We start from the raw sequence: 15,047 nt of genomic DNA, 5'->3' as shown, positions 1-15,047 counted from the left end.
AACGAAGGGGAGTTTTTCCAGGGCACCCGTGGAACCGGCTCTGCCGGGCCACTGGGTGCGTCCCCCCTCCAAGCGGCGAAGCCGCGCAAGAGAGGGGGGAAGCCGCGTCAGCGGCGCAGGGGGGGAGCGCTCTATGCCCACACCCACACCACAGCCAGTGAAGCCAGCGTCACCGGAATGCCGGTGATGGCGTGGCGTTTCCAGTCAATCTCGATGCCTTGCTGGCGGGCCAGGTCGGCCACGATCAGGTTGGCGATCGAGCCCACCAGCAGCAGGTTGCCGGCGAAGGTGCTCACCAGGGCCAGCATCACGCCGGCCTGCTCGCCGCTGGCGCCCAGATGCGGCAGCAGCAGCATCACTGCCGGCACGTTGGACACCAGGTTGGACAACACCGCACCCACCACCAGCAGCGGCCCCGGGTCGGCCAGGTGCACACCCTGCGTGCCCAGCCAGGCCACGGCCTGACCCGCCAGCCCGGTGGTCTCGAACGCATGGTTGACCACAAACAGGCCCATGAACAGGATAAGCAACGGCCAGTCGATCAGCCCCATGACACGGGCCGACTGCAGACGCCGGCTCAGCAGCAGCACACCGGCGCCCACCAGCGCGGCCACATCACGCGGCCAGTCGGTGAACAGAAAGATCAGCAGCAACGCTGCGGCCACGAGGAGACCCTTGGTGGTCTGCCACCCATCGAACACGGGCTCATCAGCGGCAAAGTTGTTCGCGCCCTCTCCCGCCGGGACCTGGCTGGGTGGAAGGCTCCCCGCCTTCGACCCAGGCCCAAATGCCAGCCACACCCACAGCAATGCCAGGCTGATCAGCACCGGCGGCGCGGCCTGCCGCACATACCCCGCAAACGGCAGTTGAAGCACCGAGCCAATGAGCATGTTCTGCGGATTGCCAATGAGTGTGGCCGCCGAGCCGATGTTGGCGGCGCAGGCCAGCCCGATCAGGAACGGCAGCGGGTTCAGCCTGCGATGCAGGCACAGCCGGGCCACCACCGGCGTCATGGCCAGGCAGACAATGTCGTTGGAAAACACCGCCGACAGCGATCCCGCCACACCGATCAGCGCTGCCAGCAGCGCACCGCGGGACAGTGGCAGAGCGCCGACCCGACGCGTCACGGCCGTGTAGAAGCCGCCCAGCCGCATCTGCGCCGACACCACCATGAACGCGAAGAGCAGGACGATGGTGGGCAGGTCGATGGCGCGGGCTGCGTCCTCGACGGGCAGGCCTGCCAGCGCGATCACCGCAATGGCCCCCAGCAGGGCCACGCCGGAGCGGTCCAGCTTCAGGCGCGGCAAGCCGCCCAGAAACATGCCCAGATAGACGATGGCGAAGACCGCGACGATGGCCCAGTCGGTGGAGGGGTGGCCGAGCAGGTCCGCAGAATGGGGCATGGGAGGGATGGACCCGTAAGGGGCTGTTGATCGCTGGGGGTTGAAGAGCGGCATTGCCCAGCCGGGTGCGCCGGATCGTATCAAAGCAGCGTGATGGACCACCTGCGCTGACCGCCGGGCTGGCTGGCCGGAATCAGCCATCAATTCGTCACACCACGGGCTGCCAAACAGGTTTATATTGTCCGGACGTCTACCCCGCCACCGGCGGGGTGCCCCTTTTCTTCAGTTGCTGTCACACCATGTCTACCGCACTCCGTCCGTCCACCCTCTGGAAAGCCCTGTTCATTGCCGCCATGGCGCTGTTCCTCGCGGCCTGTAACCCCATCGCCATCATCGAGGTGAACCCCACCAAGGTGGTGGTCGACGAAGAAGTCACTTTCGATGGCTCCGGCACCCTGATCAACGCCAACCCCGAAGGCGCCACGGCGGTGAAGTACGAATGGGACTTCGGCGACGGCGAAACCGCCAATGGCTCCAAGGTGACCCACACCTACACCCGCACCGGCACGTTCAAGGTGACCCTGACCGTGACCGACAGCGCCGGCCGCAAAGGCAGCGCCACCGAATCCGTGAAGGTGAATGAATCCACCGGCAACACAGACGACGAAGATGACACCGAGGACGCAGACGCGGACGCGGACACAGAAGAGTCCTGATCGCCCGACCGCTCCGTCGCGCGCTTCATGGGCGCATAAAAAAGACCCGCCTTGGCGGGTCTTTTTTTTGGGCGCTTCGCATCAACGCCTTGCAGCCTGTAAGCGAAGCGCTGGAGGGGTGGCGCCCTCAATTCTGCAGGGCTGCCCACATTTCCTTGTCGCGTTCGGCCGTCCAGATGCGTGGGTTCTTGATGCCCTTGGCTTCGTCGTAGGCGCGGCTCACGTCGAACGGCAGGCAGTGTTCGTAGATGAACACGTGGCCAAACACCGGGTCCATGCTCTTGCGGGTGTGGGTCATGGCGGTCTTGAGGTCCATGCCGGCCGCGGCGGCTTCCTTGCCGGCCTGGAACAGCGTGGTCACCCAGCGCTGGGTGTAGTCGAGCGCCTTGTTCACGTCGGCATTGCCTTTCATGGCTTCGCCGCGGCCGGGCACGATGAATTCGGCCTTCAGTTCGCGCAGGGCTTCCAGGGTGGCGGGCCACTCTTCCAGCTGCGCATCGCCGGTGTACACGCCCGCCTCGTATTCCACCAGGTCGCCGCTGAACAGCACCTTTTCTTCTTCCACCCAGGCGATGGTGTCGCCCCGGGTGTGGCCCGGGCCCGGGTGCCAGATGCTGACCTTCACGCCACCCAGGTCCACTTCCAGGCTGCCCTGGCGGCCCGGCTTGCCGTCGCCGATGACCATGGTGGGCCAAGTCAGGCCGGGCACGCTGTCGGCGCCCCGGAACAGGCGCGGGAAGCGTTCCATTTCGCTCTGCATGTCTTGCGCGCCGCGCTCCACGATCAATTCATAGGTGCCTCGGCTGGCGATGACCTCGGTGGCGCCTTCGGTCAGGTAGGCACTAGCACCCAGCACCCGCACCGCGTGGTAGTGGGTGAGCAGCACGTACTTGATGGGTTTGTCGCTGACCGTTCGGATCTGCTTGATCAGGTCTTGCGCCATGGCCGGGGTGGCGGTGGCGTCGCTGACCATGATGAACTTGTCGCCAATGATGACGCCGGAATTCGGGTCGCCCTCGGCGGTGTAGGCCCAGCAGTGCGGGCTGAGCTGTTCGAAGGTGGTTTTTTTGTCTTCCAGGTCGGCCTGGGAGGCGAAGGCTTTGCTCATGGGGGTCTCCTGTGTGTGGCAACAATGCGCAAACTGCAACCGCCGGAATTTTACCTAAACGAAATCAATTACACATAAGTAAATAAAAACCCCACAATCCGGTCGACTTGCGGTGGCCCGTTCCGGCGCGGGAAATCACGCATCAAGCACCACGAATCGGCTGGGGCGTCAACCCAACCCCCGCTCCAGCACGGCCACCACTTCGTCGGCGAACGCGGCGTAGCTCAGCGGTCCGTCGGGCCGCAGCCAGGTGAAGGTCCAGTTGATCATCCCGAACAGCATCATGGTCAGTGCCGTCTGGTTCACCGGCGTGACACGCTCAGGGTACGCCCTACGCAAGAACCGTGTGAAAGCCGCCACCACATCGCGCTGGCGGTTCAGGATCAGCTCGCGCTGCACCTCGCCCAGAAACTTGGTGTCTGACACCAGGGCCACGTGGCGTGTGGCCGAGCTTTCGTATTCGGCAAGAAAGGCACGCACCAGTTCGCTCAGGGCGTCGCGCTCGTTCAGGTTCTTGCGCTGTGCCCGCGCCTCGGACTCACCGATCAACGCCAGCAGGCGCTGGGTGTAGCGGTCCAACAAGTCGAACAGGATCGCTTCCTTGCTCTCGTAATAGTGGTACAGCCGGGCCTTGCTGGTGCCACAGGCGGTCGCAATGTCGTTCATGCTGGCCGCGGGAAAGCTCTGCCGGGCGAAGCACTGGGCTGCCACGTCGAGGATCTGTTCGCGCTTGAGGTCGTGGGTAGCGGATTTGGGGCGGGCCATGAAGAATTGTCCCACCCCCGCGCCGCCTTCGGCGTCACCCCCTCAAGGGGGCGATACCAGTGGACCGGCAGAGCCGGCTCCACGGTATCTCTGGAACAGGCACTGCGCTCCGGAACAGTTGTTCGCCTCCTCTCGGCCTTGGCAACTTGGCTGATCAACGTCTACGATCCACCCATGCCCGCCAAACCCGTCACCGACCCGTTCGTGCTGCATGCGTGTGAGTTGCTCTCCGGCGTGGGGCCTTGTGTGGCCAAGCGCATGTTTGGTGGCTGGGGCATCTCCACCGACGGCATGAACATCGGCCTCATTGCCTGGGACACGCTGTACCTGAAGACCAATGCGTCCACCGAACCGGTGTGGCTGGCTGTCGGTGCGATGCCTTTTGTCTATGAGGCCAAGGGCAAGACCATGAAGCTGCACTACCACACGCCGCCGGATGAAGCGCTCGAATCGCCCGCCCTCATGCTGCCCTGGGCGCGGTTGGCGCTGGAGGCGGCGGTGGCTGCGCGCAAGCCCAAACGGTCATCTGCCTGAGACGCGCGCGCCGGCCTTGCGCCGCATGCCGCGCCGTAGGTACCCCGGCAGAATCAGGCCAGCCCTTGCTGCACAGCGCGTGCGATGCGCGCCACCAGCCGGGCCGCCACCCGGGCCGTGAGGCCGTCGCGGTCCAGGCCGGGGTTGAGTTCGGCCACATCGGCCGCCAGCACCTTGCCCGAGGCGAGCACCGTGTTCATCAGGGTTTGCACATGGGCCAGCGGCACGCCCAGCGCCGCCGGAGCAGAGACCCCAGGCGCCTGACCGCCGGGCAGCACATCCAGGCAGACCGTGAGGTAGACCGCCTCGCAGTCGGCCAGATCTTGCAGCAAGGCTTCGCGGGCCTCGGCCACATACCCTTCGGACTGCAGCGCGTCGTCCAGCACATGGCGCACGCCCAGCGCCTTGGCGCGGTCGAACAGAGCCTGTGTGTTGGCATAGCGGCTGATACCCAGCACGTGGTAGCAGAAGGGGCGGCCGCTGGATTGGCACCACTCTGCCATCTGGCGAAACGGCGTGCCGGAATTGGCTCGGGCGGCCATGCGCAGGTCGAAATGGGCATCGAAGTTGACGATCAGGATGCGCCGCAGATCAGGCCGCGCGCGGGCGATGCCCTGGAACGTGCCCCAGGCCACCTCGTGCCCGCCCCCCAGCACCAGTGGCAGGCAGCCCTGGGCAATGGCGGCGGCCACGCGCTGGGCCAGCGCATCCTGTGCGGCCTCGAGAGCGCCCTCTGCGGTGCCGGCCGGGCAGGTCACATCGCCCGCGTCCCAGAGCGCCGGTTCGCCCAGTACGGGCAGGCCCGCCAGGGCGCCCCGCAGCGCACGCGGGCCGTCGGCCGCGCCCACGCGACCGGCGTTGCGGCGCACACCTTCATCGACCGCAAAACCCATCAAGGCCACGCCGCCGGTCGAGGCGGGCCCGAAGGGCTGAACGTGATGGTGCCAACGGGTGCTGACACCGACTTCTTCCGGGTCGTCGCGACCTTGCCAGACGAGGGCATTCATGTGCTGCGCTCCTGTGCGGCCACCACCACACGACGGCACGGGTTGTGGCCGAACCAGTAAGTGAGTTCGTTGGGGTGTTCCAGTGCCCACACGGCGAAGTCGGCGCGCTGGCCGACCGCCAGTGTGCCCCGGTCGTGCAGGCCCAGCGCCTTTGCTGCGTGCACCGTGATCCCCCGCACCGCTTCCAGCGGCGTGAGGCGGAACAAGGTGCAGGCCATGTGGGCCATCAGGGGCAACGACAGCGCGGGCGAAGTACCGGGGTTGTGGTCGGTGGCCACCGCCATGGGCACACCGGCTTCGCGCAACGCGGCAATCGGTGGCAGCCGGGCTTCGCGCAGCATGTAGAAGGCGCCGGGTAGCAGCACCGCTGCCGTGGCGTTGGTTTTCATGGCGGCAATGCCGGCGGGGCTCAGGTGCTCCAGGTGGTCGCAAGAGAGCGCGCCGTAAGACGCGGCCAGCGCCGCCCCGCCCTGGTCAGACAGCTGCTCGGCATGCAGCTTGACGGGCAGCTGGAGCGTGCGCGCCGCCTCGAACACGCGCCGCGTCTGCGCGGGCGTAAAGCCGATGGTTTCGCAGAAGACGTCCACGGCATCCACCAGCTCCTGGGCGTGCAGCTGGGGCAGCCAGTCGCACACGGCGCTGATGTAGTCGTCGGCCCGACCCTGGTATTCAGGCGGCAGCGCGTGGGCGCCCAGAAAAGTGGTGCGCACCGACAGCAAGCGCTCCTGCCCCAGCCGGCGTGCCACGCGCAGACAGCGCGCTTCGTCCTCCAGCGTCAGGCCATAGCCGGACTTGATTTCCAGCGTCGTTACACCCTGGTCCATGAGCGTCTGGGCGCGCGCGGCGGCCTGGTCAAACAGCTCGGCTTCGCTGGCGGCGCGGGTGGCGCGCACGGTAGACAGAATGCCGCCGCCCGCACGCGCGATGGATTCATAGCTGGCACCGTTCAGTCGCATCTCGGCTTCGTCGGCCCGGCGTCCGCCATAGACGAGATGGGTGTGGCAATCGACCAGGCCGGGCGTCAGCAGCGCGCCGCCGAGATCGTGTTCTTCGGTGGCGCCCCGCGTGGCAGGTAAGGCAGACTCAGGGCCGACCCAGGCGATGTGCTCGCCCTCGGTGACGATGGCGCCCTGCTCTATCAAGCCCCAGTCGGTGCCGGCCAGCGTGGCCAGCCGGGCGTTGCGCCAAAGGCGTCGGATGGTCATGACGTCACCACAGCGCGGCCAGCGCGTCGTGGTTGCCTTCGCTGGCGCGTCCTTGCTGCACCAGCACGCGGGCGGCTTCGATGTCGGGCGCGAACAGGCGGTCGCGATCGTAGAAAGGCACGCGCGCGCGCAGCGTGGCGTGGGCCTTGGCCAGGCGTGCCGAGGTCGCCAGCGGGCGGTGAAAGTCCACCCCCTGTGCGGCGGCCAGCCATTCAATGCCCAGGATGGTGGCGGTGTTGTCGGCCATTTCGGCCAGGCGACGGCCGGCGTAGGTGGCCATGCTCACGTGGTCTTCCTGATTGGCGCTGGTGGGCAGGCTGTCCACGCTGGCCGGGTGGGCGTGGGACTTGTTCTCCGAGGCGAGCGCGGCAGCCGTGACGTGGGCGATCATGAAGCCGCTGTTGATGCCCGGGTTGTCCACCAGGAACGCTGGCAGGCCCGAGAGTGTGCTGTCGATCAGCAAGGCGATGCGGCGCTCGGACAAGGCACCGATTTCCGCGATGGCCAGCGCCAGCGTGTCGGCGGCAAAGGCCACCGGCTCGGCGTGGAAATTGCCGCCCGAGAGCACCTCCTGGGTGTCGGTGAACACCAGCGGGTTGTCGGTCACGGCGTTGGCTTCGGTCAGCAGGGTGCGCGCGGCGTTGGCGATGAGGTCGCGGCAGGCGCCCATGACCTGCGGCTGGCAGCGCAGGCTGTAGGGGTCCTGCACCCGCTCGTCGTTGTCCAGGTGCGAGAGGCGGATCTGGCTGCCCGCCAGCAGTTCGCGCGTGGCAGCGGCCACGGCGATCTGGCCGGGCTGGCCCCGCACCGCGTGGATGCGCGGATCGAAGGGTGCATCGCTGCCCTTGGCCGCGTCCACGCACAGGGCACCGGTCACTGTGCCGGCTTCCAGCAGCCGTTCGGCCATGAACAGGCCGTGTAGCGTCAGTGCGGTGGACACCTGGGTGCCGTTGATCAGCGCCAGGCCTTCCTTGGCCGCCAGCGTGAGCGGTGTGATGCCCGCGTTCTTCAGCGCTGCGCCCGCGCGCACCCACTCGCCGTCCACGCGCACCTCGCCTTCGCCCATCAGCGCCAGCGTCATGTGCGACAGTGGCGCGAGGTCGCCCGAAGCGCCTACCGAACCCTTGACCGGAATGCAAGGCACGATGCCGGCATTGAGCACGTCCAGCAGCGTGTCGATGACCACCGGGCGCACGCCCGAATAGCCCCGCGCCAGACTGGCGGCCTTCATCACCATCACCAGTCGCACCGTGGCGTCACTCATGGGCTCGCCGGTACCCACCGAGTGCGACAGGATCAGGTTGCGCTGCAGCAGCTCCAGCTGGTCGTCAGGAATGCGCGTCTTCGCGAGCTTGCCGAAGCCGGTGTTGATGCCATAGGCGGCATCGCCTTTGTCCACGATTTGCTGGATGGCCGCCGCCGAGGCTTGGATACCGGCCTCTGCGTCTTCGCTGAGTTGAATGTGCACGGCCTGCTGCCAGACGGTGCGCAGATCGGCCAGGCTCATCTGGCCGGGTTGGAGCGTGAGTGTGTGGAACATGGTTCGTATCATCCGCGCAGCATCGGCAGTTGCAAGCCCTGTTTTTTCGCGGTCTCGATGGCCAGTTCGTAGCCCGCATCGGCATGGCGCATCACCCCCGATCCGCAGTCGTTCACCAGCACGCGCGCCAGGCGCTCGGCCGCGGCGTCGGTGCCGTCGGCCACGATCACCATGCCCGCGTGTTGCGAATACCCCATGCCCACACCACCACCGTGGTGGAGGCTGACCCAACTCGCGCCGCCGGCGGTGTTGAGCAGGGCGTTGAGCAGCGGCCAGTCGCTCACGGCGTCGGTGCCGTCTTTCATGGCCTCGGTCTCGCGGTTGGGGCTGGCGACCGAGCCGGTGTCGAGGTGGTCGCGGCCGATCACGATAGGGGCCTTCAACTCGCCGCTCTTCACCATCTGATTGAAGGCCAGGCCGGCGATGTGGCGCTCGCCCAGGCCGAGCCAGCAGATGCGCGCGGGCAGGCCCTGGAAGGCGATGCGCTCGCGTGCCATGTCGAGCCAGCGGTGGGTGTGGTGGTTGTTCGGGAACAGCTCCTTGATCTTGGCGTCGGTCTTGTAGATGTCTTCCGGGTCGCCCGAGAGCGCCACCCAGCGGAACGGGCCCTTGCCCTCGCAGAACATGGGGCGGATGTAGGCCGGCACAAAGCCGGGGAAATCAAACGCGTTCTTCACGCCCTGGTCGAACGCGACCTGGCGGATGTTGTTGCCGTAATCCACCGTGGGAATGCCCATGCTCTGGAAGTCCAGCATGGCCTGCACGTGCACCGCGCAGCCCTGGGCAGCTTCGGCGGCCAGGCGGGCGTGTTGCGCCGGGTCCTTCTGCGCGGCCTTCCACTGCGCCACGCTCCAGCCCACGGGCAGGTAGCCGTTGATGAGGTCGTGGGCCGAGGTCTGGTCGGTCACCAGGTCGGGCTTGATGCCACCGGCCTGGGCGCGCTTCACCAGCTCGGGCAGCACCTCGGCTGCGTTGCCCAGCAGGGCGATGGAGACGGCTTCCTTCTTGGCGGTGTGCTCCTTGATAAGTTCCAGCGCGTGGTCGATGTCGCGCGCCTGCTTGTCCACATAACGCGTGCGCAGGCGAAAGTCGATGCTGCTCTGCTGGCACTCGATGTTGAGCGAGCAGGCGCCGGCCAGCGTCGCGGCCAGGGGTTGCGCGCCGCCCATTCCGCCGAGGCCGGCGGTGAGGATCCATTTGCCGGACAGATCGTTGTTGTAGTGCTGCTTGCCGGCCTCGACGAAGGTCTCGAAGGTGCCCTGCACGATGCCCTGGCTGCCAATGTAGATCCAGCTGCCGGCGGTCATCTGGCCGTACATGAACAGACCCTTGCGGTCGAGTTCGTTGAAGTGCTCCCAGGTGGCCCACTTGGGCACCAGGTTGCTGTTGGCGATCAGCACGCGCGGGGCATTGCTGTGCGTCTTGAACACGCCCACCGGCTTGCCCGACTGCACCAGCAGGGTTTCGTCGTCGTTCAGGTCTTTCAGCGAAGCCAGGATCTGGTCGAAGCAGGCCCAGTCGCGCGCGGCGCGGCCGATGCCACCGTAGACCACGAGGTGCTGCGGGTTCTCGGCGACCTCGGGGTCGAGGTTGTTCTGGATCATGCGGTAGGCGGCCTCGGCGATCCAGTTCTTGCAAGTCAGCGTGTTGCCGCGCGGGGCGCAGATGACACGTGTGGGGTCCAGGCGGGGGTCGGTGTTGGAGGTCATGGGGGGCTCCTTGCGTGAGGGCGTGAATGAGGTGGATGGTCAGGGGGTGGGCAGCCAGCCTGCGGACAGGGCCAGTGCAATGACGGCGGCGCCCAGCACGATGCTCAGCAAGGTGCGCAGCAGCCAGACGATGAGCAGGTGCGAGAACCGCAGCGGAATGCCGGTGGCCAGGATGCAGGGAATGCAGCCGGAGAGGAACAGCACCATGCTGACCGAGACGATGGCAGCCAACATGCGAACGGCGAACTCGGCGTCCTTGAGCAGGATGGCGGGCAGGAACATCTCGGCCAGGCCCGAGGCGAAGGCCCCGCTCGCAGCGCTAGCGCCGGTGGTGCCCAGCATGGCGTCGGCCAGCATGAGCGCGGGCTTGAGCAGCAGGCCGATCCATTCGAACACCGGGGTGAACTTGGCCAGGCAGATGCCGATGAAGCCGACCGCCAGGATGCTGGACACCACGGTGGCCGACATGCGCAGGCCGTCCAGCAGGTTGTTCCACAACATGATGGTCAGGGGTTCGCGCGATTCGTAGCGAGCGACACCGGCGTCCAGCGCACGGGCCAGGCGACCCTGGCCGTCGGCCGGTTCGGGCGCGGCGTCGCGGTGTGCGATACCGGCAATGGGTGGCAGGTAGGCGGTGATGGTGGTCACCGCGAAGGTGACAACCAGCGTGGCCCAGAAGTAGAAGCCCCAGTGCTCCATCAGCCCGAGCGTGCGCGCGACCACCACCATGAAGGTGGCCGAGACGGTGGAAAACCCGGTGGCGATGATGGCGGCGTCGCGCACCGAGTACTTGCCCTGCGCGTACATCTTGCTTGTGACCAGCAGGCCGACCGAGTAGCTTCCCACGAAGGAGGCCACTGCGTCCAGTGCCGAATGGCCGGGCGTGCGGAACAGCGGGCGCATGACGCGCTGCAGCAGCACGCCGATGATCTCCAGCAGCCCGAAGCCCAGCAGGAAGGTCAGCGCCAGCGCACCGATCGGAATGAGCACACCCACCGACAGGGCCAGCCGCTCGAACAGGAAAGGCAGCATGTCCTTCTGGTTGGCCCACTCGGGTGTCAGGTTCGCCAGGTGGATGCCCGCCAGCCCCAGACCCAGCCACTTGATGGCGGTGAACAGGGCCACGCCCCAGCCGCGCCGCCAGCTGCCGTCCAACAGCGGACGCAGCGCGCCGTAGACCATCAGTGCGACGATGAACACCACTGCCAGCGTGCGCTGCTCACGCACCAGGTAGCCGCTGAGGTGGTCCACCAGGATGGTGCTGCGACCACCCAGATCGACCTGTACGAAGAACAGGAACACGCCCACGCTGCTGAGCAGCAGCAGCTTGAGCAGGCTGAGGGCGCGCGGGCTGCGCGTGGTGCTTGTCTCCAGGGAGAGGTCTTTCATGGTCGCTCCACAATTGGTAGGTACATATTCAACATGAAGTCATCAAGTTGTATATACATTATCGGTGGACAGGATTTATCACGTCAATACAATCAGACGCCATCGACATCCGTGAAAACCCTATGACCGCCTCTGTTCCGGCCTACCAGCAGATCAAGGACCACGTGTTGGCGCAGATCCACCGTGGCGTCTGGAAGGAAGGCGATGCCATTCCGACCGAGGAAGCGCTGGCGCTTGAATTCGGCGTCTCGCGCATGACCGTCAACCGCGCCATGCGCGAACTCGGCAACGAGCAGATCGTGGAGCGGGTGCAGGGCTCGGGCACTTTTGTGGCGCAGCAGAAGTACCAGTCGACGCTGGTGGATATCCGCAACATCGCTGACGAGATCGCCGCGCGTGGTCACCGGCACCGCAGCGAACTGCAGCGCCTGGAGCGCTGCAAGGCCACCGATGCGCTGGCGGGGCGCTTCAGGCTCAAACCCGGCGCGCCGCTGTTCCACTCGGTGGTGGTGCACTTCGAGAACGACGCCCCCATTCAGGTGGAAGATCGCTACGTGAACCCTGGCGTGGCGCCTGACTACCTGGCGCAGGACTTCGCCACCCAGACACCCAACGCCTACCTGATGCGCGTGGCGCCCCTGCAAGGCGTGGAGTTCGCCATCGAAGCGGTCTCACCACCGCCCGAGGTGGGTGAGCTGCTTCAGATGGCCGCGCACGAGCCCTGTCTGGTGCTGCATCGCCAGACGCACTCCATGGGACAGGTGGCCTCTGTGGCTGCCCTGTGGCACCCGGCCTCCCGCTACCGGTTCACGGGCCAGTTCTGAGGTGATGCCGTTCAGTCTCCGCCCCTGCGCGCGCCGCGAGGGGCTGGTTCGGCCTTGCCTTCAGTGCGCGTTCAGGGCGGGTTGCCTTCAAACCGCGACAGCACCCTGCCGCGCCCTGCCACCAGAAACTCGCCATAGCCCAGCAGCCCCCGCACCAGGCGGGTGAACGCCAGCGCAGCCTGGCGCAGCGCCTGGGCCATTTCCAGTCCGGGCGCCAGCACCTCGCGGCTGAAGCGGCCGGGCCGTGCATGCAACACCGGGTCCGGCCGCTCGACCCAGTCGAACAGCACGGCAGGCTCGGCCGCTGAATCCATGGACTCCATCACCAGGTGCGCGCCCCGCGGCACCTGCAACACATCGCCCGCGTACAGAAACAGGTCGCCCGCCACGTGTTGCCCGACGGACGCCGACGGCTGGAGGGCATCACCCATCGTCACCCACACATGGCCACGCAGGATGCGCAGCTCCGTCAGCTGCGCAGGCTTCAGCGCCAGTGCGCGACCATGGTCCAAAGACCACGCGCCAGCCATGCAGGTACGGATCTTCGAGCAGGCTGCAATGGCAGAAGAAAAGGCTGGAAGGTACGACATGGTGGACTCCTGAGACAGTGGAACAGGTTGATATGGTCGGCCTTGCACGCCGCTTCGTCCAATGAAATGGCGGTATGCTATTCATTCCGTTTCCGCATCAATGAAGGCATCACCACCATGCAACCCAACGACCGGCTGCCGCGCTCCCGCCCGATCTCGGTGGGGCATCTGCGGGCTTTTGACGCCGTTGCCAGGCACCTGAACTTTCGCGCCGCGGCCGACGAGCTCTCGCTGACCCAGAGCGCGGTCAGCCGGCAGATCCAGGCGCTGGAAGACGAGGTGGGCGTGACGCTGTTTCTGCGCCACACACGCGCGGTGGAAATCACCAGCGCAGGCTCGCAATTGCTGCGCGCCGCCGGCATGGCACTGGAACGCATTGATGCGGCGGTGCGCCAGATCCGGCAGAGCGCGGGGCGCAAGAGCGTGACCGTGACCACTTGGGCATCGTTCGCTTCCATGTGGCTGATCCCCCGGCTGGAAGCTTTCCAGCGCGACCACCCGGACATCGACATCCGCATCGACACTTCTGACACACAGGTCGACCTCGCCACCGCGGACGTGGACATGGCCCTGCGCTACACCGTGCCGCAAGGCGTGGCGCCCCAGGCGGTGCGTCTGTTCGGCGAACAGCTCACGCCCGTGGTGAGTCCGTGGCTGCTGCGGGAACACCGGATCGAGAAAGTGGAAGATCTGGCGCAACTCACCCTGATCGAGGCAGGCGATGCCCACCGCACCCGCCACCTGGAATGGCTGACCTGGCAGCGCTGGATCGACGAACAGGCCGCCAAGGCCGCCAACGCCAGCACACCTGCCACGGTGGGCAAGTCGCGCCTGCGCGGCGCTGGCGCGAAGGCGCGACTCACACCCAAGCGCTGGCTCTATTTCAACTACGCCCACCAGATCGTTCAGGCCACGCTCACCGGGCAAGGCGTGGCACTGGCACGGCTGCCGCTGGTGGCCGAGAGTCTGGCCTGCGGCGATCTGGTGGAGCCCTTGCCACACACACGCATCGACTCACCCCTGGTCTACTGGCTGCTGCCGGTTCAGCGCAGCATGCAGCGGCCCGAGGTGAAAGCCTTTTATGACTGGCTGCTGGAACAAGCCGCATTGACGCGCCAGGCCATTGGCGACGTGCCCGACCCGGACACGGTCGATGACATCGACTAACCCCCCTGCGCCGCTGTGCGGCTTCCCCCCCAGGGGGACCACGCCTTGGACCGGCGGAGCCGGATCTTCGGCGTGTGCTGGATAGCGGTCTCCTCACACGAACCCTGTTTGGCACCGTCACGCACAGCTTCCTTCTGGCAGATTTCGCGTCTTTTACTTCGTTCTCATGAGCATGCCCTCCCAACACGCCTCCGGCAACCTGCGCAGCATTGTTTTCATGCTGGCTGCCGTGGGATTTTTTGCGCTCATGGACGCGGTGCTCAAGACCTTGTCGGCCCGCTACCCGGTGCTGCAGATTGCAGCACTTCGGGGGTTGACCGCGCTGCCACTGGTGCTGCTGTACATCGCCTGGCGCGGCACCTGGCACACCGTTCGCCGGGTGCGCTGGCCGCTGCACCTGCTGCGCGGCGTGCTCGGTATCACCATGCTGGCCCTGTTCACGCGGGGCGTGCGCGATCTGCCTCTGTCTGCCGCCTACACGCTGTTTTTCATTGCGCCGTTGCTGATCACGGCGCTGTCGGTGCCCGTGCTCAAGGAACGCGTGCCACCGGCCCACTGGTGGGCCATCGGCATCGGGTTTGTGGGCGTGCTGATTGCCCTGCGCCCCAGCGGCGACGCCCTGCAGACCAGCTTCGTGACCGTCGGTGGCCTGGCCGTGCTGGGTGCGGCTTTTTGCTACGCCGTGGCCGCCATCGCCGGCCGCCTGGCCAGCCGCACCGACAGCAGCGAAAGCCTGATCCTCTGGATGATGGTGATGATGTCGTTCGGCGCGGGTGCGCTGGCGCTGCCGAACTGGGTGGCCATCCGGCCCGACGACGCAGCGCTGCTGCTGGCCCTGGCGATCACCGGCTTCGGTGGCCAGCTCGCCATCACCGAAGCCTTCCGCCACGGTCAGGCTTCTGCCGTGGCCCCGTTTGAATACACCGCCCTGGCCTGGGGTGTGGGGCTCGACTGGCTCATCTGGCAAAGCCTTCCCGCCTCCCACACCTGGCTGGGCGCCGCCATTGTGGTCGCCAGCGGCCTTTACCTGGTGCGCAGGGAAAAACGCATCACCGAAGTGCACGCCACGGCCGAGCGCCCCTGAACTTTCCACCCTGGGCCCTTCCCGGCTTCATCCGCCCGGCCAAGAGCAGCCGCTTGCCCGACATCG

Annotated in this window: 14 protein-coding genes; 5 read left to right on the top strand and 9 right to left on the bottom strand. The window is 66.6% G+C overall.

Going from position 1 to position 15,047, the window contains the following annotated elements; translation table 11 throughout:
* Window positions 1–131: 131 nt before the first annotated feature.
* Window positions 132–1,403 carry an anion transporter gene (locus J2W49_RS19735; RefSeq protein ID WP_310320313.1) on the bottom strand — a complete coding sequence of 424 codons (1,272 nt, stop codon included), beginning with the start codon at window positions 1,401–1,403 and terminating at the stop codon, window positions 132–134.
* Between the two features lie 239 nt (window positions 1,404–1,642).
* On the opposite strand from J2W49_RS19735, the gene J2W49_RS19730 reads away from it, so the two are divergent.
* Entirely contained in the window at window positions 1,643–2,059 is a 417-nt protein-coding gene (locus J2W49_RS19730) for a PKD domain-containing protein (RefSeq protein ID WP_310320312.1), read from the top strand.
* Between the two features lie 127 nt (window positions 2,060–2,186).
* Here J2W49_RS19730 and J2W49_RS19725 read toward each other — a convergent pair whose 3' ends face one another.
* Together J2W49_RS19725 and J2W49_RS19720 are read right to left on the bottom strand one after the other, a co-directional pair.
* Entirely contained in the window at window positions 2,187–3,167 is a 981-nt protein-coding gene (locus J2W49_RS19725) for an MBL fold metallo-hydrolase (protein ID WP_310320310.1), read from the bottom strand.
* 168 nt (window positions 3,168–3,335) lie between these two features.
* Window positions 3,336–3,932, bottom strand: a complete 597-nt coding sequence (locus J2W49_RS19720) for a TetR/AcrR family transcriptional regulator (RefSeq protein ID WP_310320308.1) — start codon at window positions 3,930–3,932, stop codon at window positions 3,336–3,338.
* A gap of 174 nt (window positions 3,933–4,106) precedes the next feature.
* Here J2W49_RS19720 and J2W49_RS19715 point away from each other — a divergent pair, with 174 nt between their 5' ends.
* Window positions 4,107–4,466 (top strand): TfoX/Sxy family protein, encoded by a 360-nt coding sequence (locus tag J2W49_RS19715; RefSeq protein WP_310320306.1) that lies wholly within the window; start codon window positions 4,107–4,109, stop codon window positions 4,464–4,466.
* 53 nt (window positions 4,467–4,519) lie between these two features.
* On the opposite strand, the gene hutG is transcribed toward J2W49_RS19715, so the two are convergent.
* The 5 genes from hutG to J2W49_RS19690 are packed head-to-tail and all read right to left on the bottom strand — an operon-like array spanning window position 4,520 to window position 11,316.
* Window positions 4,520–5,473 (bottom strand): formimidoylglutamase, encoded by a 954-nt coding sequence (gene hutG, locus J2W49_RS19710; protein WP_310320304.1) that lies wholly within the window; start codon window positions 5,471–5,473, stop codon window positions 4,520–4,522.
* A complete protein-coding gene (gene hutI / locus J2W49_RS19705; RefSeq protein WP_310320302.1) occupies window positions 5,470–6,678 on the bottom strand; it encodes an imidazolonepropionase in 1,209 nt (402 codons plus the stop codon). The genes hutG and hutI overlap by 4 nt, the downstream gene beginning before the upstream one ends.
* 4 nt (window positions 6,679–6,682) lie before the next feature.
* Window positions 6,683–8,218, bottom strand: coding sequence for a histidine ammonia-lyase (hutH, locus tag J2W49_RS19700; protein ID WP_310320300.1), 1,536 nt, complete (start codon window positions 8,216–8,218; stop codon window positions 6,683–6,685).
* Between the two features lie 8 nt (window positions 8,219–8,226).
* A complete protein-coding gene (gene hutU / locus J2W49_RS19695) occupies window positions 8,227–9,927 on the bottom strand; it encodes a urocanate hydratase (protein ID WP_310320298.1) in 1,701 nt (566 codons plus the stop codon).
* Window positions 9,928–9,966: 39 nt separating this feature from the next.
* Window positions 9,967–11,316, bottom strand: a complete 1,350-nt coding sequence (locus J2W49_RS19690) for a YjiH family protein (RefSeq protein ID WP_310320296.1) — start codon at window positions 11,314–11,316, stop codon at window positions 9,967–9,969.
* A gap of 122 nt (window positions 11,317–11,438) precedes the next feature.
* On the opposite strand from J2W49_RS19690, the gene hutC reads away from it, so the two are divergent.
* Window positions 11,439–12,140, top strand: coding sequence for a histidine utilization repressor (gene hutC / locus J2W49_RS19685; protein ID WP_310320294.1), 702 nt, complete (start codon window positions 11,439–11,441; stop codon window positions 12,138–12,140).
* 71 nt (window positions 12,141–12,211) lie between these two features.
* On the opposite strand, the gene J2W49_RS19680 is transcribed toward hutC, so the two are convergent.
* Entirely contained in the window at window positions 12,212–12,730 is a 519-nt protein-coding gene (locus tag J2W49_RS19680) for a DUF2917 domain-containing protein (RefSeq protein ID WP_310320292.1), read from the bottom strand.
* Window positions 12,731–12,847: 117 nt separating this feature from the next.
* Here J2W49_RS19680 and J2W49_RS19675 point away from each other — a divergent pair, with 117 nt between their 5' ends.
* Window positions 12,848–13,897, top strand: coding sequence for a LysR substrate-binding domain-containing protein (locus J2W49_RS19675; RefSeq protein ID WP_310320290.1), 1,050 nt, complete (start codon window positions 12,848–12,850; stop codon window positions 13,895–13,897).
* A 166-nt stretch (window positions 13,898–14,063) separates the two neighbouring features.
* A complete protein-coding gene (locus tag J2W49_RS19670) occupies window positions 14,064–14,981 on the top strand; it encodes a DMT family transporter (RefSeq protein ID WP_405001055.1) in 918 nt (305 codons plus the stop codon).
* The last annotated feature ends 66 nt before the right edge of the window (window positions 14,982–15,047 follow it).

The organism is Hydrogenophaga palleronii, from assembly GCF_031457455.1.
GTDB classification, from domain to species: domain Bacteria; phylum Pseudomonadota; class Gammaproteobacteria; order Burkholderiales; family Burkholderiaceae_C; genus Hydrogenophaga; species Hydrogenophaga palleronii_A.
This window is presented reverse-complemented; position numbering and strand designations above follow the sequence as displayed.